Source organism: Paraburkholderia sp. FW306-2-2C-D06C, assembly GCF_058781505.1.
Map to the genome: position 1 here is coordinate 134,820 of NZ_JBYSWU010000007.1, position 19,236 is coordinate 154,055.

Genomic DNA, 19,236 nt, shown 5'->3' on the forward strand with positions numbered 1-19,236 from the left:
TCACTGCATTCATTGCGCCGGATTCGCCAGCATCCCTTTCGTCATTGCAGCAGACAGATCGCCGAGCTGCACATCGGTGACGACCTGTGAAGCGAATACCGCGACGAGCGCGATCAGCATCAGCACGCCAATCACGCCGCGCAGCGGCTGGCTGAGCGAAGTGGGTTCGAGCCGGTCCGCGGCACGCGCGACGATGCCCAGACCGAGGTCGACCAGCACCAGCACGAGCATCACGGGCGTGCCGAGTTTCGCGAGCGCAGTCCATACCGAATCGGTACGCTGGATCAGAAACGTCAGCGCGGTATCGGAGAGCGATGGATAAAGCACATACGGCGGCCACCATTTGAACGACTGGAACAGCGCTGCGAGCACGAACAGCATGCCCCCGCCGACGTAGAACAGCGTCACGACGAGTTGCAGCAGCAAGGTCGACACCGGCGTGCTTTGATCGCCCCGCAGCGGATTAGTCATCTGCACGTTGTTGAAGCCCGCGAGATCGTCGACCAAGGTGCCGAGCGACTGCGCGATCCAGAACACCGGTGCCGCGCTATAACCGAACGCAAGGCCGAGGAATGCTTCCTTGCACGCGAGCATCAGCAGCATTGCGCTATTGAGCGAGTCGAACGCCTGCGGCGCCTGGCCCGCGGCGACGAACATCGTCAGCACGTAGACGACGCCGTTGCGCGCGGTGCCCGGCAACACTGTGTCGCTCGTCGCGGGCAGCAGGATGAACGTCACCATGATGCGAATGCCTGTGAGCAACATCATGACGATGAGGTTGTGATAGGCCTCGAACCAGCCGAGAAGCGCCTCGGCCCACGTGTGAAAGTCATGTGTCATCGGCTACCTCGCATAGCGGCGGGCCAGCAGGTTTTCGGCAGCTTCTTCGTCGGCGGCGAGTTCGGCGGCCACGGCCGCGGCACGCAGCAACGTGTCGAGCTTGCGGCGGCATTCATCGAGTGAGCCTTCGGCCCGCGACAGCGCGGCCTGCAGTTCGACCACCTTCGCTTGCTGACGCTCGAGGGCGGTGCGGTGTTTGCGCTCCGCCGCGCGCGCCTCGTCGAGCGCTTCCTTGAGCGGGCCGCGCCACGAATCGTGAAGCAGGTAGTGAGACGTCGCGAGGCGCGCTGCCCCGTCGAGCAAGGACACGATTTGGGCCTCGTGCACCGCCTGCTTCGTCTGCGCTTCGGTGCGCGCCTGCACGGCTTCGCCGAGCGCTGCCTGACGCTCGGCGAGAGCTTGCCGCTCACGCAGCAGATCGGCCTCGATGCGCTCGCATCGCCGTGCCTTCGCCGCGACGATGGTGCGCCACTTGGGGATCGCGGGCGCCGTCATGAGTCGGCGAATCCGGCAACGAACGCGTGAGTGGCGTCGCCCTGCGCGAACTCGTCGGTACGCTGGCCGAGGAAGGAGTCAATCGTGTCGTGCTGCGCAACGGCATCATCGGCGAGCGGGTCCGCGCCCTGCTGGTATTCGCCCATTTGCAGCAGCAGCTCGACATCGTCGTACTTCGCAATGAGCTTGCGCATGCGCGCCGCGCCATCGCAATGCTCGGGCCGCGCGACCAGCGTCATCACGCGGCTCAGGCTGTGCAGCACGTCGATCGCGGGATAACGGTTGCGCGCCGCGATCGCGCGCGACAGCACGAGGTGTCCGTCGAGAATACCGCGCACTTCCTCGCTGATCGGATCGTTGCCCTCTTCGTCTTCGGCAAGCACCGTATAGAACGCGGTGATCGAGCCTTGCTCACCCATGCCGGCACGCTCGAGCAGACGCGGCAGCTCGGCGAAAATCGAGGGCGGAAAGCCGCGCCGTGTGGGCGGCTCGCCCGCCGACAAACCGATCTCCCGCTGCGCGCGCGCGAAACGCGTCAGCGAGTCCATCATCAGCAGCACCCGCAGGCCGCAATCGCGGAAGTACTCGGCGATCGCGGTACCCACATAGGCCGCTTTCGCGCGCTCGATCGACGAACGGTCGGATGTCGCGCACACCACCACACTGCGCGCCATGCCGTCTTCGCCGAGTATCAGTTCGATGAACTCGCGCACCTCGCGGCCGCGCTCACCGATCAGCACGATCACGTTGACGTCGCACTCCGCGCCGCGCGCGAGCATGCCGAGCAAGGTACTCTTGCCGACGCCCGCGGGCGCGAAGATGCCGACGCGCTGGCCTTCGCCCACCGTCATGAGCCCGTCGATCACGCGCACGCCGGTGTGCAGCGGCGTGTCGACCATGCGCCGCGTCAGCGGGTCGGGGGCGGCGGCCATCACGGGCCGCGGCGCGTCGCATTGAACGGGGCCTGCGCCGTCGATCGGCTCCCCGAGCCCGTCGAGCACGCGCCCTAGCAGCGCCTCGCCGACCGGCACTGACAGCGGACGCCCAAGCCCGGTAACGCGTGTGGCGCGCGACAGCCCGGCCACGTTGCCAAACGGCGCAAGTAGCGCGAACTGGCGCGTGAAGCCGACCACTTCCGCGCGTTGCAGCAGCATGCCGCGCGCATCGCGCAGTTCGCACTGCTCGCCCAGCGTCGCGTCGAGTCCGCCGACCTTCAGCAAAGTCCCGACAGCCTCGACGACTTTCCCATGCCGCGCCGTGCCGTCGGCGATCAGAAGCTCCTCGCTCAGCGCATCGATGAAAGCGGTGACCTCGTTCATTGCGGCGCTCCGGTGGGGCGAGACCGGTCGTCTTGCGGATCGGCTTGTGCGTCGTATGGAAAGTCTGCCTGCGCGTCGTCCAGGAACTCGACTTGTGCATCGCGGCCAGCACCGGGCAGCGCCGGTGTCGCAAGATCGTGCGCAGTTGCGGCGGCCCCCTCGCTCTCGCTGTCCGTGCACGCGACGCGCCGGATCGCGCAGGCGATTGCGCGCAGTTGCGAAGGCAAGCCGGCTTCGATCAGCCCATGATCCCACTCGCACACGCAGCTGCCGGCCTGCGCCGCGGCATCGCTCACGACCTCCGGATTGACCGGCCAGCGGTGCACCTCGCAGGCGCGTCGAAACGCGCGCGTCGCGTCCTCGACATCGCACGCGGCAACGCGCACGGTCAGGAACGATGTGCCTTCGAGGCTGCGCGAAAGACCCGCGGCAATCTGCGCGAACAGCGCGTCGCGATCCGCATCCCCGAGCACTCGCGTGACAGTACGCATCACGATGTCCGCGATGCGCTCGCGCAATGCCCTCAGCAGATCGCGCTCGGTAGCCGCGCCGCGCAGCATCGCCTCGTGTGCTTCGCGCAACGCACGGTGCCGCCCCGCCTCATAACCGAGCCGCGCGGCGTTGTCGTATTTCGTCTGCGCCGCTTGCAGCACGCGCTCGCCCTCTTCGGCCGCCGCCTGGCGTATCGCGTCGGCTTCGCGCCGCGCGGTCGCGAGCAATTCATCCGCGCGACGCTCGAAGTGGTCGGAGGCGCGATCGAGTTCGATCAGTTGCGCCAGTTCCGGCGCGCGCAACACATCGCGAGCGATGCCGATGCCGCCCTGCGGCGCTCTTAGCCAAATAACCATGTCAACTCCGGAAACAGCGTGCCGCACGCGAGCAGAAAATCCGCTGACTCGTCAGGATCGGGCAATGCGGATGCGTCGTCGTCGCCGGCATCGTCGTCGAGCGCGAGGGCGATCAACGTCCGCGCGGGCGCGAGCGTCCACGCGCCGTCGCGTTCGAACAGCGTGCGTCCGGCGCGCGCGAGCGCATCGACGGCGAGATCTGCCGGAAGCGCGGCGCTCACGGACGGCACATTCACGCCCAGTTGCGTGAGCACGGCCAAAGCGTGTTCGCCCAATGCGTCGCACAACGTGCGCCGCCTGGCTCCGGAAACGATCCGGCGCAACAACCCACGCGACGGATAGATCGCCCGCGCCGCGAGCACCCGGCGCAAGCACGCGCGGTCGAGCAGCGCAAGCCGGTTCGCACGCGGCGCGAACGCACTGACGGGCACGGCCGGCCCGAGCCAGACGTCGCGCGCGACGTACCACGCGTTGCTCGCATCGCTCGTGAACGGCACGCCCCAAAGCCTGCACTGCTGCTCGCTGGAGCGCGGCGCGGCTTCGGCAATGCGCGCTTCATAGGCGGTGAGCCATTGAAGCAGGCGCGACGCGGCGGGTATCCGGGCACCGGCGAGCGTGCTTTCTTCCGCTTGCGCCTGGGCCTGCGCGTGCTCATCAGCCTCGAATGCTTCCGCGCGAGCCATGCTCATGTAGCGGCTCCGTCAGCCCGTCTGCGAAAGCGCATGCCGATGCCCTTCGAGCCCGCGCCGAAACGGCGCACGAGCCATGCGAGCACGGCGGCGAGCAGTCCCGCTGCAACGATCCCGCCTGCCCACAGCCATTCCGGCGGCACGCGCGGCGCGACGGGCACCGGCGGCTCGGGCGCCGCCGTGCCCGGCACCATCGTCACGCTGACGTTGTCGTAGGTCAGGCCCTCGACCGCATGCACGACGAGGTTCTTCAGGTTCGGCGTGAGCGTCGATACGTCCGTGCCCGGCAAATACTTGATGAACACGGCGGCCGACGACGGCTTGACTGTCGCGGCGAGCGGATCGTTGTTCGGCAGCACGATCTGTACGTTTGCATACGCCACTCCGTCGATTCGAGACAGCACTTCGGACAGTTGCTGCGATACGCCATAGATGAAGCGCACGCGCTCCTCGGTCGGCGTGGAAATCAGCCCGTCCTTCTTGAACATGTCGCCCAGATTCTGGAAGCGCTGATGCGGCAAGCCGTGTGCGCGCAGCACGTCCATCGCGCGGGCGAACTGGTCGCCCTCCACTGCCACGCTCCAGGTCTTGCCGCCGTCGTCGCTTTGCTTGCTTGCGTCGACGCGCGCATCGAGCAGCACCGCCAGTATGTCGTTCGCGTCGCTCTCGGACAGTTGCGCAAAGAGCTGCTTGCTGCAACCGGTCATCAGCACCGCGACGAAACACAGCAGCACGGCCGTGCGCGCCAGCTTGAGGTAGGAAGCCATCTTGGTCCGTCCTGTCGTTCGTGCTCGGCTACTGGTTCTTCATCAACGTCTGCACGGAGCCCTTGGTGCCCTGCGCGACCGCCTCGCCGACATACAGCTTGCCGACCATCTCCGACACTTGCATTTGCACCTTGATGGACTGGGCCGCGGCCTCCTGAGGCGACATCAGCGGGGCCTCGCCGGCAAAGCGGTCGACGTCGCCACGCAAGCTCGCGACCGCGTGGTCTTCCTGATTGACGACTTCCGTCAACGCCGAAGGACCATGCGAGTGCGAGCCGCTCGGCGGCGCAAGACGCGCTGCATCGAGCTTGCTGCGAAACAGATCGACGAGTTCCGAGCCGGGTTCAGGCAGCGCGCCCGCGCCGGTTGCGCCGCCTGCTCCGGGCCGGCTCATGGTCTCGTCACGCGTGACGGCGGACGTGGCCTCGAGCGGCGGCAACGGTGGAATCATGGGGTTCATCGCGATCCTCCCAGGCTATGCGCGCAGATGGCGACGCTGCATCAGCTGCTGCAACGCGCCGCGATCGATCTGCGCCTCGGCCGCCGCCGCGGGCGCGGCCTTCTGCTTGCCCATCAGCGTCATCACGAGTTCGACGGAATCCGGGTCTTCATTGCGGGTTGCCACTTCGTTCGCGTAGACGCGCCACGCCGGGTCTTCGAGTCCGCACAGCGAGACCGCGAGCAGTGCAGCAACGTAAGGACCGAACGAGCCGCGCAACGTGCGCTGCTCGAGCGTGCGCAGCAGGCGCACGGCTTCCGCGAAGTCGCGTCGGCGGATCATCAGCCATGCGTCGTACGCATGCAGCTCGACGAAGTCGGGACGCAATACGTGGAGCGCGGACAGCAGCCGCTCCGACTGTTCAATATTGCCGTGCTTCGCACCGAACATCAGCGCCTCGATCAATGCGGACACGAGCCGGTTACTGCATTTCGTCAGGGACATGGGGCACTCCTCTTGAGATCAAACGCCTGTGCCTGCGTGTCTGCCGATGTGGCGGACGGCTGCGCGGTGGCCGACGCTGGGGTGAACCGTAACGCGCACGACCCGGCGCGGCAGCGCGTTGCGGCGAAGCGTGAGCGCGTCGAACGAAAGTCAGGGTTCGGCGGCGCCTCGTTGGCGTATGAGCTGCCTGTGAGCTGCCTCGGGCTAGTGGACGGCTTCGGCGCCGGACCCAACAATTCGCCGCGCACGCGAATCGCCGCAACCCATGCCGCCGACAATCGGCCGCAATCCCTTCACGAAGACTTCACGATGTCCGACGAGAAGACCGAAGAGCCAACCGACAAGAAGCTGCGCGATGCGCGCCGCGACGGTGAGACCGTGAAAAGCACGGACCTGCCGTTCGCCGCGATCCTGCTGGTGGCGTCGATCGGCTTTACCGTTGCGGGACCGCGCATGGCCGAGCAGTTGCGCCTGCTGATGCACCGCGGCCTCGACGTCGCGCGGATGGAATCTCCCGGCGTGCAGCTGCACGACCTCGTCGTCGAGGCCGGCACGTGCGCGTTGACGCTGGTGCTGCCGATCGCGCTCGGCGCGTCGATCACGGGCATCGCCGCGCTCGCGGCGCAAGTCGGCCTGCAGATCTCGACAAAGCCGCTCGAACTGAAGTTCGATGCGATCAATCCCGCGTCGGGGCTCAAGCGCATCTTCTCGCTGCGCTCGCTGATCGATCTTGCGAAGACCGTGATCAAGGCGATCGTGATTTCCGCGGTGCTGTGGAAGACGATCGTGCTGCTGATGCCCCTGATGATCGGCGTCGTGTACGAGCCGCTCGAGAGCATCGACGGCATCGCGTGGGGCACGCTGTGCAAGCTGTTCGGCATCGCGGGCGCGCTCTATTTGGTGATCGGCGCCGCCGACTATGGCGTGCAGCACTGGCTTTTCATTCGCGATCACCGGATGAGCAAGGATGAGGTCAAGCGCGAGCACAAGAACTCCGAAGGCGATCCCCACATCAAGAATGAGCGCCGCAAGATCGCGCGCGAGTTCGCGTCGTCCGATCCGAAGCGATCGGTGAAAAACGCGAACGTGGTCGTCGTGAACCCGACTCACTACGCTGTCGCGCTGCGTTATGTGCCCTCGGAATGCGGCCTGCCGCGCGTGATCGCGAAGGGCGTCGACGCGGACGCGCGCCTGATCCGCGAAGAGGCCGCGCGGCGCGGCATTCCAATCATCGGCAATCCCCCGCTCGCGCGGGCGCTCTATCGCGTCGCGCTGGACGACTCGATTCCACAACCGCTGTTCGATGCCGTCGCCGCGGTGCTCGCATGGGTCGAAAACATCGGCGGGCGGCGCGGCGGAGCCGAGGCCGTCAACTGATATCACGGAGAAGCACATGTTCAAGACAGTCCGCCTCAACGAATTCGGCGGCGAGGTCGCAATCGCATCGCTGATCGTGGCCGTGATCTCGCTGATGATCCTGCCGCTGCCGCCGTTTCTGATCGACGCGCTGCTCGGCCTGAACATCACGATCAGCGTGGTGCTGCTGATGGTCACGATGTACATACCGAACGCGACCTCGCTGTATTCGTTTCCGTCGCTGCTGCTCTTCACGACGCTGTTCCGTCTGTCGCTGAACATCGCGTCCACCAAGTCGATCCTGCTGCACGCGGAGGCGGGCCACATCATCGAGAGCTTCGGCGAACTGGTGGTGGGCGGCAACCTCGTGGTCGGACTCGTGGTGTTCCTGATCATCGCCACGGTGCAGTTCATCGTGATCGCGAAGGGTTCGGAACGGGTCGCCGAAGTCGGCGCGCGTTTCACGCTCGACGCGATGCCCGGCAAGCAGATGAGCATCGACGCGGACGTGCGCGCCGGCAACATGACGGCCGAAGATGCGCAGCGCCGCCGCGGCATGCTGGCAATCGAAAGCCAGTTGCATGGAGGCATGGATGGCGCGATGAAGTTCGTCAAAGGCGACGCGATTGCCGGACTGGTGATCACGCTCGTGAACATTCTCGCAGGCATCGTGATCGGCGTGAGCTATCACGGCATGACGGCGGGCGAAGCCGCGAACCGCTTTTCCGTGCTGTCGATCGGCGACGCGATGGTCTCGCAGATTCCGTCGCTGCTGATTTCGGTCGCGGCAGGCATCCTGATCACGCGAGTCGCAGACGAACATAGCAAGCCGAGTTCGCTCGGCACCGAGATCGTGCGCCAGCTCTCGACCAGTTCACGCGCGCTCTATAGCGCCGCTGCGCTGCTGGGCGGCTTCGCGCTGGTGCCCGGCTTTCCGTCGGCGCTCTTCGTGCTGCTGGCCGCCGCGCTGTTCGCGAGCGGCCACGTGCTGCGCAAGCAGATGAAGAGCAAGGAGCCTAACGCCGGTCCCGAACTGTCGTCGCTGCGCACCGACGGCTACAAAGGACAGCCGCCGACAATCGCCGCGCATCCGCCCGCCTTCGCCGCCCCGCTTTCGGTGTGTCTCGCGCCGCAACTGGCGGCGCAACTCGACACCGACGCATTGAATCGCGCGTTCGACTCGGCGCGCAGAGCACTCGTCAATGAACTTGGGCTGCCGTTCCCGCGCACCGCCGTGTGGACCGCCGGCTCAGTGCCGAACGCTTCATATCAGGTTCTGCTGCACGACGTGCCGCAACCGCCCGTCGAACTAACGGCCACGAAGGCCGGCCGCGAACAGGAGCTCGCCGGTGCGGTCGGCGAGGTCGTGCGCCAGCACGCGCATCTCTTTCTCGGTCTGCAGGAAGCGCAATGGATACTCGAGCGCGTTGGAGCGGAGTATCCCGGGCTTGTCGCCGAAGTGCAGAAAGTCGTGCCAGTGCTGCGTATCGCGGAAGTGCTCAAGCGGCTGCTCGAGGAACATGTGCCGATCCGCAATCTGCGCGCGATCTTCGAGAGCCTCGTGAACTGGGGCGCCAAGGAAAAAGATCTGCTGCTGCTCACCGAATACGTGCGAGGCGATCTCGGCCGCTACATCGCGCATTGGGCGACGGGCGGCACCGGGCAGTTGCCCGCGATCGTGCTCGACGTCGAGGTCGAACAGACCATCCGCCAGTCGATCAAGCAGACGCCGGCCGGCAACTTCCTCACGCTGGAACCGCAGCAAGTCGAGCAGTTGCTGGAAGCCGTCGAAGAGCTGGCCGGTACGCAGCCGCCGGAGCGTCTCGCGGTCGTCACGTCGATGGACATCCGCCGTTACTTCCGGCGCATGATCGAGCAAAGGCTGAAGTGGCTGCCGGTGTATTCGTTCCAGGAGCTGGGCGAAGACGTCGATCTGCAGCCAGTCGGCCGCGTCGCGTTCTGACGGCGCCCGGATGGAATAGCACACGATGACACGCATTCGATCCACGCGCGAGATACGCATCACGCCGCCCGTGCTGCCACGCACAGGCACAGCGCAGCATGCGGCGGATACGTCCGTCACTTCCGCCGATGCCGAACTCGACGCCCAACGTTTCGGCGCACTCTACGACGCCGCACGTCAGCGAGCCGGTAGCGGCGCGGGCGAGCAAACGTCTGATCAGGATTCACCGGACGACAACGGGGGCGATCGGGGCGCGCAAGCGCGCGACGACGGTTTTAAAGACGCTCACACCGACACTGCATTTCCGGACGCCACCACTGCGAGCGACACGCAGCCGCTGCCGCTCCCCGCGGTGCCGCCGCTGCCGCCGTTGCATCCGCTCTCTGGCGCGCTCGTAGCGCTGCGCAAGAATCGCCGCGCATCGGCGGCGGATGGGAGCGGCATTGCACGCGAAACCGCGAGCGCATCCGGGCCCCCCAAAAAACCGGAAGACCCGCACGACGCACACGACGCGAGTCCAGACGAGCTGTTGGGCATCCAGATGATCCGCCGCTGCGCGCAAGCCGCCGAAGGCGATCTTCTCGCCCAGCATCTCGCGGAACATGTCGCTGGTTTTTGCACGAGTCCAGCGGTTAAGCGTACGGGCCAGTGGGAGATCGCCGTCGAAATGGACCCTTCCATTCTGCCGCGCACGGCGCTGCATCTGAGCCTTTCGGGCTCGGCTCTAACGCTTCGTTTCGATAGCCGTGACCCGCGCGGCCGGCAGCTAATCTGTGACAACAGCAACGAACTGAAAACCCGCCTCGAAACGCGTCTTGGCGGTCAGATCGCAGTGGAAGTCACGATTCTCTGAAGGATTCCGAATCATGTCATTGCCCCAAGGCTGCACTCGCATCGCCGACCGGCTGCGTCACTACACGCCGGCGCTCGCCGGCGTGTCGCGCGCGCTGTTCGATGCGCGCAGCCGGTCTGCCGTCCGCCTGGCGGCGGCGCCTGCCGCGGGCATGCAGACGCGCCGCGCCGCGGGTGCCGCTCACGCCGCGCGTCTGCACATCGGCAGCGCACAAGGCGAGCTATGCGTGCACGTCGACGTGAGCCGCCACGCCGCGCTGCAAGCGATCGCACTCGAACCGGATACGGAGCGCCGCGTCGCGCTCGCCAACCTGTGGCTCGCCGGGCCGCTCGGGATGCTGTCCGCGCACGGCGTTGCCCAGCCCTCGGTGCACGACATTTCATTCGATGTCGAACCGCACGGCAGCGGGCGCGGCGCCGGCGTACTACCTATCGAGTATGAGCATGCGGGCGTCGCTCACACGGCCACGTTGCTCGAAGCGCCCGCCACGCTCGCTGTTGCACTCGAGCGCCAACTGACGTCCCCACGTGCGCCCAAACGGGCACCCGGCACCGCCCTGCCCGAAGCGCTCGCCGGCCTCGCCGTGCCCACGCGCATCCGGCTGCGCAGTCGCCGTTGCAGCACGGCGTTGCTGGCATCTCTGCACGTGGGCGATGTGCTGCTCGGCTGGCCGCGCGCGAGCCGCTACGCGCACGGCGCACCGCTCGATCACGCGACCCTGCTATGGGGCACGCCGTCAGGCCGCGCCGCGGGCGCGCGGGCGCGCATCGACGGACACAACATCATTCTTGAAACGATTCCAGAGACGATGAGCCACGACCCCGACCTTTCCCTCGCGAGTTTGTCCGAACCCTCTTCTGAGGAGTCTTCCGGCGATGCCTCGGCCGCCGGTCGCCCCGTCGATCTGAGCGATGTCGAGCTGCCCGTGCACATCGAGGTGGTGACCGTCAATCTCACTCTCGCGCAAATCGCCGCGTTGCAGCCGGGTTACATCCTGACCTTGCCGCTCGCGCTTGCCGACGCCGAGATCCGCCTCGTCGCGCACGGGCAGACGCTCGCGCTCGGCGAACTCGTCGCGGTCGGGGACAATCTCGGCCTTCAGATCCAGCACATTGCGAACTCCGATGAACGGCACACCTGAAATCGCGTCCCTGCTCGTCGCCGCGCTCGCGCTAGCCGTCCTGCCGTTCGCCGCGATGGTCGTCACGTCGTACACGAAGATCGTGGTCGTGCTCGGCCTGTTGCGCAACGCGCTCGGCCTGCAACAGGTGCCGCCGACCTCCGTGCTCAACGGCGTGGCGATCATGGTGTCGTGCTTCATCATGGCGCCCGTCGGCATGGAAGCGATGCACCGCGCGCAGCTTTCCAGCGAGGCGGGCTCGGGCATGCAGGTGATGCCGCTCCTCGACGCCGCGCGCGAGCCGTTTCGCGTGTTCCTGAAGCGTCATGCGTCGGAGCGCGAGAAAGCCTTTTTCCTGCGCTCGGCCCGCGAAATCTGGCCGCCAGAGCGCGCCGCCGAACTCAAGCCCGACGACCTCATCGTGCTCGCGCCCGCCTTCACGCTGAGCGAGCTGACCGCCGCGTTCAAGATGGGCTTCCTGCTGTACCTCGCCTTCATCGTGATCGACCTTGTGATCGCCAACGTGCTGATGGCGCTCGGGCTATCGCAGGTCAATCCGACCAACGTCGCGATTCCATTCAAGCTGCTGCTGTTCGTTTCAATGGACGGATGGTCGACGCTGATCCACGGACTCATCTCCACATACAGGTGACGCCGTGGAATACGACGCGATAACTCATCTCACCACGCAAGCGCTCACGCTGTGTCTGATGGTGTCCTTGCCGCCCGTGGCAGTGGCCGCGGTGACCGGTCTGCTGATTGCGTTCCTGCAGGCCGTCACGTCGCTGCAGGACTCCAGCATCTCGCAGAGCGTGAAGCTCGTCGTCGTGACGGTCGTCATCGTGATCGCCGCGCCCTGGGGCGCAGCCGCGATCCAGAACTTCGCACGCACGCTCGTGCAGGTGATGTTCCCATGAGCATTCAACGCATCGGCGGCGGCTACACGCCACCCGATCTCACGTCCGAGGCCGAGGCCGACGCTGCGCAGCAGCAGGCCGCGCAGGCCGCACCGCAGCACCATCGCCATCATGCGCTCACGCGTCAGAAGCGGTCGTCACTGAGGAAACGCCGAAGCGCGGAGAGTCCGGATGCGAACGACCCCGCCGCAGAAAGCGAAGAATTGCTGATGATGCTCGACCAGCATCTGCGGCGAGATCAGACGGGTGTGTTCAAGGTCGATGCGCGCGATTCGCGCGGCAGCCAGCAGGGCTTCGACCAGGACGATCATTCCGCCGGCGCGGGAACGAGCGGCAACCGTTCCGCTCATGGCGATCATCGGAACCTGCCCGCGCGCGAGCTGCCGATGCGTTTCGCGAAACGTGACGCGCGCGACGAATCAGTGCTGTCGAGGCACTGGCGCGCAGCCGCAACCCGTGGCGCCGACGGGCCGACGTTTTCGCCGACAGCGCGAGCCGAAGCGGCGCTTGTCCGCACACATGCGTCACGAGCGCGGCCCGCCGCCGGAATCGCTGCGAACCCCGCAGCGAACCCGACAGCGCCCACGCTGCGAGCCGCATCGTCACTAACGGCGGCATCTCGCACGAACTCGCAGGACCATGCGATCGACGAACCCGGGCACGGCAGCTCGACCTATCAGGTACTCGCGATCGTCCGCGAATTCCTTGGTATGCCGGACGATACACGGACGTCTCGCCCGACGCTCGCCGACGTGCGCGACCGCCTCGTGGCCGCGGCCACGCTAACCGCCCGCGACACGCGCACGACGGATGCACGCGCAGTGTCGCGGCGCCCGCTCTCGCCCGCGGAGGAATCGATGAATCTGCTGTTGCCCATCGCGCTGCTCAACCTCGGACGCAGCCGCACGCGCGCGGGCCGTGCGATGGGCATGTCCGCGCTTGCTGCCCTGATCCGCCGCGGACGCGGATGGTGACGGCGGGCGCCATCCCGTCAATCTCACAGATAAGAGGTTTCGTTCATGTCCAAAGAAATTCGCGTACTCACCGGCTTCCATGCCGGCGCTCAGATAGAGTTGAGTACAACAAAGATGTCGATCGGAGCACAAGCCGACGCGGACATCCTGATCAACGACTGGAGCGAAGGCACCATGCAGCTAGCAATCGATGCTGAGGACAACCTGATGATCGGCATGCCCGGCGATCCGTCGGCCGCCGTCATCATGGAAGACTTCGTGCCGCAACGCTTTGGCGACGTGGTGCTGTGCGCCGGTCCGCTCGACGTGCCCTGGCCGTCCGACCTGCAACTGATGGAGCGGATGCTGGCGCCGCATCACGAAGGCCGCAAGTACGAGGGCGAAGAGAGCGACGGCGTATTTCCCGCCGGCACGCCCTCGCCTCTCGTGATGAAGCGCCGGCATCGCGCGCCTTGGGCCCACGTGGGCATCGCTGCGCTGCTGGTCGGCTCGATGGGCGCCGCGGCAGTCGTTCTGCCGGCAGGGAAGACCTTGCAGGCAGCGGACCGGCCGCAAGCGAGAGCCACGCTCGCCGACGTGCAGCAGGCGCTCGCGCAGCTCCGTCAGCCGGATCTCGCGGCGGCGCAGCAGGGTGACGGCTTCGTCGTGACGGGCATCGCCCCGAATGCGGCGGACGCGCGCGCCGCGCGCGTCGCGCTTCAGGCGCTCGCCGGCAATCGTCTCACCTGGAACGTGAAGCCCGGCGACGAGATCGCGGATGCGCTCGCGGAATCGCTGCACGAGCCGAACGTGCATGTGCATTACGTCGGCGCGCGGCGTCTCGAGGTCAGCGGCACGGCGCGCAGGCCCGGCACGGTGCAGGAAGTGGTCGAGCGTTTTCGCAGCGACATTGGGCCGCTCGTCGCGGGCATCGACGTCGACGTGGCGCGCACCGACGATCTCGGCGTGGCAGGCGACGTGGACTCGGCGTTGTCGGCCGACAGCGTGAAATACGTGGAATCGAGCGACGGCACGAAAAACTTCGTCGCCGAAATGCCCGGCAACACTACCCTTCATTAAGGATGACGAACATGTACGAAGCGATGACCGACAAACTGATCGACGTGCTTGCCGACCTGCCGCAAGCGGTGACGCAGCGCCATCGTCACGGCGAAGTGCTGGAACTGGCGGACGCACTCGACACGGTAGCCAACACCGTGGCCTCGCATTCAACGGATACCGCAAGCACGGAAGCTCAGGCAGGACGTGTCGTTGTCGACGGATTTCGCGCCGCGGCGCAGATGTGCCGCAGCGCAATCGTGTAGTACCGCCTGCATCGCTGCGCACGCAGCAGGTGCGCAGCGATGCAGGCGAACCGTGTGCAACCCCGCAAAGGGCCACACATTTTCCAGCGTTCCGCATGACGCGGAACACTTCAACGCAGTACCACTGTTCTATTTTTTGAGGAGATTTAACATGCCGAGTCCCGTCTCTGGTGCAGCCGCAACTGGTAGCTCGATCACCGACATCTATCAGGCGATGGCTGAAGAAAACGAAATCAACAAGGCCAACACGCTCGCGAAGCTTGCGACGATGGGCCTGAAGGCCGCGAAGGACATCGTCGGCTAAGCGCTCCGGCGCGCCATCCGGCCGCGCATGGTGCGCCGGTTGGAAGCCGTTCGCGGTTTCCAACCGGTTTCTTTTTTTAACGCCAGCGTGGACCACCCGTGTTGCACACAGACGCTCGTGAAACGATCCGGTCATAGCAATGAGCATCGAACGACGTGATGAACTGATCCGTGAAATCTGCGCGCTCCGCGACCTGCCCGCGCCGGACGCCGTTCTCGAACGCGGCGTGCTGGAGATCGACGGCTTCGACGCCGCGATCGATCACTTCGAGGAAGATCAGGACGCGCTGTACGTCACGTTCCAGTTCGGCATCGTCACTGCAGGGCGCACATTGCGTGTGTTCCGGCTGCTGCTGGAAGCGAACCTCGCCGTCTACGCGCAGGACCAGGCGCAACTCGGCCTGGAGACGGACACCGGAGGAATCGTGCTGATCGCGCGCGTGGCATTGAGCGACGAGATCACGGGCCAATGGATGCTGGAGTTGATCGAGCACTATGTCGAGCACGGCCGCTACTGGCGCGACAACATCTTCGTTGCACGCGACGATCTGTTCGAGAACCTCGCCCGCGGCGACTATGTGTGGATCCGCGCCTGAACCCATATTTGGAGAATCAGATGACATCACGCGTCAACAACGGCAACACCGCGAACCATCCGTCGACTCACGAGACCAACACGAAGAACAAGGACAAGAACAAGAACGACAACTCGGGCGGCAGCCAGACCGATCTGGATGCGGCGATCCAGGCGTTCAGCTCGCAGGTCATGATGCAGATCTTCCAGGACCAGCAGGAACGTACCGCGGAAGAACGGGAGGAAGATCCGGACAGCGCGTGAGCGCAGCGAACCCTGTCATCGGGCCGCATGCATCAGACAGGTCAGCCGACTCATGCGGCCCGCCGGGCAACGATGGGCCCGGCAGGCATCCCGGCAAACTGCGTGTGTTACGCGCCTTGTTACGCGTTACTCATCGCGAAACGCGCGGATAGATCGCGAGCATCGTCGACCGCGAGTTCGTCCGCACGCCGCAGTCCTCGCGAGCGCGCCGGAGCGAGCAGCATCCGGTCGGCGCCACGCAGGTAGTCCGCTTCCCGCGCGCCGCTCCGACCGAGACAACCTTGCAGCGCGGCGAAGCCCGGTTCGGCGCTGGCATCGAGCTCCGATTGCGCCGCATGAGCGCCGTCGAGCTTGTAGCCGAGCGCATAGACGGTCTTCAGACTCAGCCCCGATGTGCGCGACAGGTCCAGCTTCTTGCGCAGCTTGTAGATGTGCTGCTCCAGCGTGCGCGCGGCAATCTGCTCCGTGGCGCCCCAGATGCTCGCTGCAATCTGTGCGCGGCTGAAGAACTTGCCGGGGTTCGAGAAGAACAGCCACGCAATCGCGAACTCACGCCCTGTCAGCGCAATCTCGACGCCGTCGATCGTCGCGCGGCCCGTGTCCCTTTGCAGCAGGTAGCGGCCGATCTGAATCTCGTGCGGCACCGTGTTGCAGACGCTTCGTTGCAACGCAAGGTGCGCGCGGAAACGGATCTGTTCCATGTCGTAGCGATTGACGACATCGGTCGCGCCATTGTCGATCCAACGCAACAGACTCGTCCAGCTAGACTGGTTCGTCAGCACGATCAGCGGCGTGCAGACGTCGGCATTGCAACTGCGCCATGACAGCAATGCGCCTGTCGCTGTCGGCTCGGTCTTCGAGTCGATCAGCACCAGGTCGTAGCGGTTCGCACGCATCGCGCGCAACAAGTCGAGCTCACACGAAAACGACTCGACAACGATGCCATCTCCGGCAAGAGATTCTGCAAGATTGCGTCGAAGCATCCGATCGTCAGTCGCGATTGCAAAGAGCAGGTCATTATCCACGGCGGTTCGCATCCAAATATGTGACAACCTTCCCATTACTGGCCGGCATCCTCTTGCAATGCCGGCGGCTATCCCCGATACAGCTTCTGGTCCTCTCACTCGGGTTACGTTGTTGGTCGTCTGTCGTCCAGCGCGGCAACGGCACAGTGAAAGGCCCGCTTCGTTGCGCGATCGTCGTTGACGTTATCCGGTGAGATCTCTCTGTCCGTTAGTGCATCTGAAAGACACAACGGATGCGCAGCGCGTATTTATTTTGTTGTGCGGCGCCCAATCACCGTTGCGCGAGCCACCGCATGTTCTTTCAATTTTTGTCTATTGCGTGTCATCGCTCAGCAAAGAGCGATGAACCGCGCGATGTGGCACCGTACTTACGATAAGTTGCCCTACGCGTGCGCATGAAAGATTCGTGTAGCTTTTCTAACTATCAGCTTACGGATGCGAGACGCGTTAGTTCACACACGCATGACGCGTGGCGGTCGCGGATGTGTATCAACTCAGCACGACGCGGCGAGTGAAACGGTTGATCGCCGCGAGGTACAGCTCGGGATCGGCGTGATAGCCCATGCCCGGAGGACCGCTTGTCTGCGGAGTCGACCTCTCGGTCTCGCCGTTCGGCAGGCGCTTCGTGGCGTCGTAATCGCTCAGTGCGAGCTTGAGCCGCACGAGGCCCGGCGACTTGAAGCCCAGTCCCTTCATGCGCCCCATCAGGCCCTTGCGGGGATTCGCGGGATAGTCGAGCGTGATTGCGACGCCCCGCGGCTTCGTGTAGTCGTATTCGAGCGTGCCGCCCTTTACTGCATGCCGCAATTGCGCACTGTTGGGCAATTGCGGATCGAGTAGGACGAGGGGCGGGTGCTTCTGCAACTTGACGCGGCTTTGCAGCGCCGCCGTGAAGAGTTGCGCGCTGGCCCCGCCCATCGACGCCCCCGCGATGTGTTCGAACTCGACGCGATAGCCCTCGCGCTGCGCCTGCTCGACTTTTTTCGCGATGATTTCTGCTGCGTCGCGCACCGCGCCGAACACCTTGCCGACGCCGCCTGTCCCGCTGACGAGCGCCTGCTTCACGTCGCGCCAGTTCTCCGTTCCGCCGAAGAAAACCCGAAGCTTCACGCAGCGCGTGCCGTCCGCTGCCGTCGATCGCCGTTCCTCGAACTGGAGATGCGAGACGTTCGCCGCATGCACGAGCTTCTCCTTCTGTTCGGGAGTGAGCGCCGTGAACAGCCAGGCGTTACGGAGGTTCGCCTCATTGAAGTGTTCATGGAACAAGCTGATACGCGGCGGGCTCACCTGCGTGTGCTTTGCGAAGTGCTCGGCGAATACCTCCGAACTGCCGCCCTGCATCACGCTCGCCGCGACGAATTCGATCGGGAAGCGCTGCCCGTCCGTGCGATGCTCGGGCGCGGTGACCTCGACCATGAGCTCGGCGAGCGCCTTGACGGCCTTGTAGTTCACCGAATCCGGTTGCGATGCGAGGCGCTCGGCGCCATAGTCGACGGATGGACTGAAGTGCAGCTGCAACAGATGCTGCGTCTCGCCGTTCTTGCCTTGTTGTTGGCGCTCGGTCATGAAGCAGCCGGCCTGTTCCGCGGCCGCAATGAGTTGGTGCAGGCGTTCGGGCGGCAAGCCGAGGCCAAACTGAAGCCGCGCGACCGAACCGGCGTTGGGCGTGGGCGGCCCCTGATAGACCGCGCCGCGCAGGATGCGCGCAAGCGCGGCTGTCTGCATGTTGCGCACATATTCATCCGGGTGCGCGGGCCCCAGTCCGAGCGCTTCGGTGATGGACGAGAGCTGCTCGTCGCCGAGGGTGTAGGCCGACATCAGGACATTGTCCATGCCGTCGATCTTCGGCCCCGAGGGCAACGCGCGAATGGGGCGCGGCTTCGCTGTGCGCACATCGGAGGCAGATGTCCCGCTCGCGGATTGCGGCGCCTGCGCGAATTCTGCGGTCGCGCCGCGAGCCGCCGTGTGGGCCGCCGTGTGCGCCTGTGTCTGCGGCTGCAAGGACACCTCTGCATCTGTGCGACCTTGCGTTTGCGTCGAGCGCGATTCACGCGATGGCGAACGCATGTCGATCATGCTGCCGCTTGATGAACGCTCGTGCGTCGCGCCACGCTGTTGCAAACGCGTCATATACGACGACGTCGTCGGCGTTGGGCGTTCCCGGTGCATCAGCTCGCCAAGCGTCGTGCGCGGCGCCACTTCCTCGATTTCCCCGCCCGCGCCCCAGCGTTGCAGTTGCTCGACCGAGGCTCGCGACGCACGTCCTTCGCCGGCCGCGGCCGGCGAACGCGATGATGAGCGCGCGCCGAGCGTGAGTAATGCGGAGTCTGTTGAACGAACGCGGGCGCGACGGCTTGCGTTGTTGCCGCGTGTCGAGGTCTCGGGCGTCGAGCCGAGATCGGACATCGAGCGTGCCTCAATTGCTGAACGGGTCTTCATAGCGCCTCCTGTGCGCGACAGGCGGGTCACCGGACAGCCGCATCCTCGTGGCACGATGCGCCCCGCATCACTTGAGGACGTATTGAACAGTTGCTCGCGGCCGCGCCCGCCGCAGCGCAGCGAAAAGTTGAGCCCATGCGCGAACCATGCACAAAGCCCCGTGCCATCGCACGACAGGCTTCGTTCGCGCCTTCATTCTTTCGGGGCCTCGCGCCGGCGTTCCTGCGCGCGACGCTCACAATC

Annotated in this window: 22 protein-coding genes; 12 read left to right on the plus strand and 10 right to left on the minus strand. The window is 65.5% G+C overall.

Annotated elements, in window-relative coordinates; translation table 11 throughout:
* Nucleotides 1-9: 9 nt before the first annotated feature.
* Genes sctT through AC3WLT_RS07710 form a run of 8 tightly spaced genes read right to left on the minus strand, consistent with a single transcriptional unit; the run spans nucleotide 10 to nucleotide 5,901 of the window.
* Nucleotides 10-840 carry a type III secretion system export apparatus subunit SctT gene (gene sctT, locus AC3WLT_RS07675; RefSeq protein WP_492591293.1) on the minus strand — a complete coding sequence of 277 codons (831 nt, stop codon included), beginning with the start codon at nucleotides 838-840 and terminating at the stop codon, nucleotides 10-12.
* Between the two features lie 3 nt (nucleotides 841-843).
* The gene (locus AC3WLT_RS07680) at nucleotides 844-1,335 is read right to left on the minus strand and encodes a hypothetical protein (protein ID WP_492591294.1); all 492 of its coding nucleotides are present in this window, start codon (nucleotides 1,333-1,335) and stop codon (nucleotides 844-846) included.
* Nucleotides 1,332-2,654, minus strand: a complete 1,323-nt coding sequence (gene sctN, locus AC3WLT_RS07685) for a type III secretion system ATPase SctN (protein ID WP_492591295.1) — start codon at nucleotides 2,652-2,654, stop codon at nucleotides 1,332-1,334. The genes AC3WLT_RS07680 and sctN overlap by 4 nt, the downstream gene beginning before the upstream one ends.
* Nucleotides 2,651-3,502, minus strand: coding sequence for a type III secretion system stator protein SctL (gene sctL / locus AC3WLT_RS07690; RefSeq protein ID WP_492591296.1), 852 nt, complete (start codon nucleotides 3,500-3,502; stop codon nucleotides 2,651-2,653). The genes sctN and sctL overlap by 4 nt, the downstream gene beginning before the upstream one ends.
* On the minus strand, nucleotides 3,487-4,191 hold the full coding sequence (locus AC3WLT_RS07695; protein WP_492591297.1) for a type III secretion protein HrpB4: 705 nt from the start codon (nucleotides 4,189-4,191) through the stop codon (nucleotides 3,487-3,489). Before AC3WLT_RS07695 ends, sctL begins: the two co-directional genes overlap by 16 nt.
* Nucleotides 4,188-4,958 (minus strand): type III secretion system inner membrane ring lipoprotein SctJ, encoded by a 771-nt coding sequence (gene sctJ / locus AC3WLT_RS07700; RefSeq protein ID WP_492591298.1) that lies wholly within the window; start codon nucleotides 4,956-4,958, stop codon nucleotides 4,188-4,190. The genes AC3WLT_RS07695 and sctJ overlap by 4 nt, the downstream gene beginning before the upstream one ends.
* Before the next feature lie 28 nt (nucleotides 4,959-4,986).
* The gene (locus AC3WLT_RS07705; protein ID WP_492591299.1) at nucleotides 4,987-5,418 is read right to left on the minus strand and encodes a hypothetical protein; all 432 of its coding nucleotides are present in this window, start codon (nucleotides 5,416-5,418) and stop codon (nucleotides 4,987-4,989) included.
* Nucleotides 5,419-5,433: 15 nt separating this feature from the next.
* Nucleotides 5,434-5,901: an HrpB1 family type III secretion system apparatus protein gene (locus AC3WLT_RS07710; protein ID WP_492591300.1), complete on the minus strand. Its 468-nt coding sequence runs from the start codon at nucleotides 5,899-5,901 to the stop codon at nucleotides 5,434-5,436.
* Nucleotides 5,902-5,937: 36 nt separating this feature from the next.
* On the opposite strand from AC3WLT_RS07710, the gene sctU reads away from it, so the two are divergent.
* From sctU to AC3WLT_RS07770, 12 genes are all read left to right on the plus strand, one after another.
* Nucleotides 5,938-7,278 carry a type III secretion system export apparatus subunit SctU gene (gene sctU / locus AC3WLT_RS07715; RefSeq protein WP_492591301.1) on the plus strand — a complete coding sequence of 447 codons (1,341 nt, stop codon included), beginning with the start codon at nucleotides 5,938-5,940 and terminating at the stop codon, nucleotides 7,276-7,278.
* A 16-nt stretch (nucleotides 7,279-7,294) separates the two neighbouring features.
* On the plus strand, nucleotides 7,295-9,220 hold the full coding sequence (locus tag AC3WLT_RS07720) for an FHIPEP family type III secretion protein (RefSeq protein ID WP_492591302.1): 1,926 nt from the start codon (nucleotides 7,295-7,297) through the stop codon (nucleotides 9,218-9,220).
* Between the two features lie 25 nt (nucleotides 9,221-9,245).
* Entirely contained in the window at nucleotides 9,246-10,073 is an 828-nt protein-coding gene (gene sctP, locus AC3WLT_RS07725; protein WP_492591303.1) for a type III secretion system protein SctP, read from the plus strand.
* Between the two features lie 13 nt (nucleotides 10,074-10,086).
* Entirely contained in the window at nucleotides 10,087-11,214 is a 1,128-nt protein-coding gene (sctQ, locus tag AC3WLT_RS07730) for a type III secretion system cytoplasmic ring protein SctQ (protein ID WP_492591304.1), read from the plus strand.
* On the plus strand, nucleotides 11,198-11,845 hold the full coding sequence (gene sctR, locus AC3WLT_RS07735) for a type III secretion system export apparatus subunit SctR (RefSeq protein ID WP_492591305.1): 648 nt from the start codon (nucleotides 11,198-11,200) through the stop codon (nucleotides 11,843-11,845). The genes sctQ and sctR overlap by 17 nt, the downstream gene beginning before the upstream one ends.
* A 4-nt stretch (nucleotides 11,846-11,849) precedes the next feature.
* Nucleotides 11,850-12,110, plus strand: coding sequence for a type III secretion system export apparatus subunit SctS (gene sctS / locus AC3WLT_RS07740; protein WP_135894696.1), 261 nt, complete (start codon nucleotides 11,850-11,852; stop codon nucleotides 12,108-12,110).
* Nucleotides 12,107-13,084 (plus strand): hypothetical protein, encoded by a 978-nt coding sequence (locus AC3WLT_RS07745; protein ID WP_492591306.1) that lies wholly within the window; start codon nucleotides 12,107-12,109, stop codon nucleotides 13,082-13,084. The genes sctS and AC3WLT_RS07745 overlap by 4 nt, the downstream gene beginning before the upstream one ends.
* A 45-nt stretch (nucleotides 13,085-13,129) precedes the next feature.
* Nucleotides 13,130-14,143, plus strand: coding sequence for an HrpD5 family protein (hrpD5, locus tag AC3WLT_RS07750; protein WP_492591307.1), 1,014 nt, complete (start codon nucleotides 13,130-13,132; stop codon nucleotides 14,141-14,143).
* Between the two features lie 11 nt (nucleotides 14,144-14,154).
* Entirely contained in the window at nucleotides 14,155-14,388 is a 234-nt protein-coding gene (locus AC3WLT_RS07755; protein ID WP_492591308.1) for a hypothetical protein, read from the plus strand.
* A 151-nt stretch (nucleotides 14,389-14,539) separates the two neighbouring features.
* Nucleotides 14,540-14,692 (plus strand): hypothetical protein, encoded by a 153-nt coding sequence (locus tag AC3WLT_RS07760; RefSeq protein ID WP_492591309.1) that lies wholly within the window; start codon nucleotides 14,540-14,542, stop codon nucleotides 14,690-14,692.
* A gap of 139 nt (nucleotides 14,693-14,831) precedes the next feature.
* Nucleotides 14,832-15,287 (plus strand): CesT family type III secretion system chaperone, encoded by a 456-nt coding sequence (locus AC3WLT_RS07765; RefSeq protein WP_492591310.1) that lies wholly within the window; start codon nucleotides 14,832-14,834, stop codon nucleotides 15,285-15,287.
* 20 nt (nucleotides 15,288-15,307) lie between these two features.
* Nucleotides 15,308-15,529: a hypothetical protein gene (locus AC3WLT_RS07770; RefSeq protein ID WP_492591311.1), complete on the plus strand. Its 222-nt coding sequence runs from the start codon at nucleotides 15,308-15,310 to the stop codon at nucleotides 15,527-15,529.
* Nucleotides 15,530-15,648: 119 nt separating this feature from the next.
* On the opposite strand, the gene AC3WLT_RS07775 is transcribed toward AC3WLT_RS07770, so the two are convergent.
* Nucleotides 15,649-16,554 carry a response regulator transcription factor gene (locus AC3WLT_RS07775; protein ID WP_492591312.1) on the minus strand — a complete coding sequence of 302 codons (906 nt, stop codon included), beginning with the start codon at nucleotides 16,552-16,554 and terminating at the stop codon, nucleotides 15,649-15,651.
* 489 nt (nucleotides 16,555-17,043) lie between these two features.
* Nucleotides 17,044-18,993 carry a type III effector protein gene (locus AC3WLT_RS07780; RefSeq protein WP_492591313.1) on the minus strand — a complete coding sequence of 650 codons (1,950 nt, stop codon included), beginning with the start codon at nucleotides 18,991-18,993 and terminating at the stop codon, nucleotides 17,044-17,046.
* Nucleotides 18,994-19,236: the final 243 nt, after the last annotated feature.

Coding starts and splice junctions, on each gene's coding strand:
- sctT (WP_492591293.1), bottom strand. CDS start 840: ATGACACATGACTTTCACACGTGGGCCGAGGCGCTTCTCGGCTGGTTC.
- AC3WLT_RS07680 (WP_492591294.1), bottom strand. CDS start 1,335: ATGACGGCGCCCGCGATCCCCAAGTGGCGCACCATCGTCGCGGCGAAG.
- sctN (WP_492591295.1), bottom strand. CDS start 2,654: ATGAACGAGGTCACCGCTTTCATCGATGCGCTGAGCGAGGAGCTTCTG.
- sctL (WP_492591296.1), bottom strand. CDS start 3,502: ATGGTTATTTGGCTAAGAGCGCCGCAGGGCGGCATCGGCATCGCTCGC.
- AC3WLT_RS07695 (WP_492591297.1), bottom strand. CDS start 4,191: ATGAGCATGGCTCGCGCGGAAGCATTCGAGGCTGATGAGCACGCGCAG.
- sctJ (WP_492591298.1), bottom strand. CDS start 4,958: ATGGCTTCCTACCTCAAGCTGGCGCGCACGGCCGTGCTGCTGTGTTTC.
- AC3WLT_RS07705 (WP_492591299.1), bottom strand. CDS start 5,418: ATGAACCCCATGATTCCACCGTTGCCGCCGCTCGAGGCCACGTCCGCC.
- AC3WLT_RS07710 (WP_492591300.1), bottom strand. CDS start 5,901: ATGTCCCTGACGAAATGCAGTAACCGGCTCGTGTCCGCATTGATCGAG.
- AC3WLT_RS07720 (WP_492591302.1), top strand. CDS start 7,295: ATGTTCAAGACAGTCCGCCTCAACGAATTCGGCGGCGAGGTCGCAATC.
- sctP (WP_492591303.1), top strand. CDS start 9,246: ATGACACGCATTCGATCCACGCGCGAGATACGCATCACGCCGCCCGTG.
- sctQ (WP_492591304.1), top strand. CDS start 10,087: ATGTCATTGCCCCAAGGCTGCACTCGCATCGCCGACCGGCTGCGTCAC.
- sctR (WP_492591305.1), top strand. CDS start 11,198: ATGAACGGCACACCTGAAATCGCGTCCCTGCTCGTCGCCGCGCTCGCG.
- AC3WLT_RS07745 (WP_492591306.1), top strand. CDS start 12,107: ATGAGCATTCAACGCATCGGCGGCGGCTACACGCCACCCGATCTCACG.
- hrpD5 (WP_492591307.1), top strand. CDS start 13,130: ATGTCCAAAGAAATTCGCGTACTCACCGGCTTCCATGCCGGCGCTCAG.
- AC3WLT_RS07755 (WP_492591308.1), top strand. CDS start 14,155: ATGTACGAAGCGATGACCGACAAACTGATCGACGTGCTTGCCGACCTG.
- AC3WLT_RS07760 (WP_492591309.1), top strand. CDS start 14,540: ATGCCGAGTCCCGTCTCTGGTGCAGCCGCAACTGGTAGCTCGATCACC.
- AC3WLT_RS07765 (WP_492591310.1), top strand. CDS start 14,832: ATGAGCATCGAACGACGTGATGAACTGATCCGTGAAATCTGCGCGCTC.
- AC3WLT_RS07770 (WP_492591311.1), top strand. CDS start 15,308: ATGACATCACGCGTCAACAACGGCAACACCGCGAACCATCCGTCGACT.
- AC3WLT_RS07780 (WP_492591313.1), bottom strand. CDS start 18,993: ATGAAGACCCGTTCAGCAATTGAGGCACGCTCGATGTCCGATCTCGGC.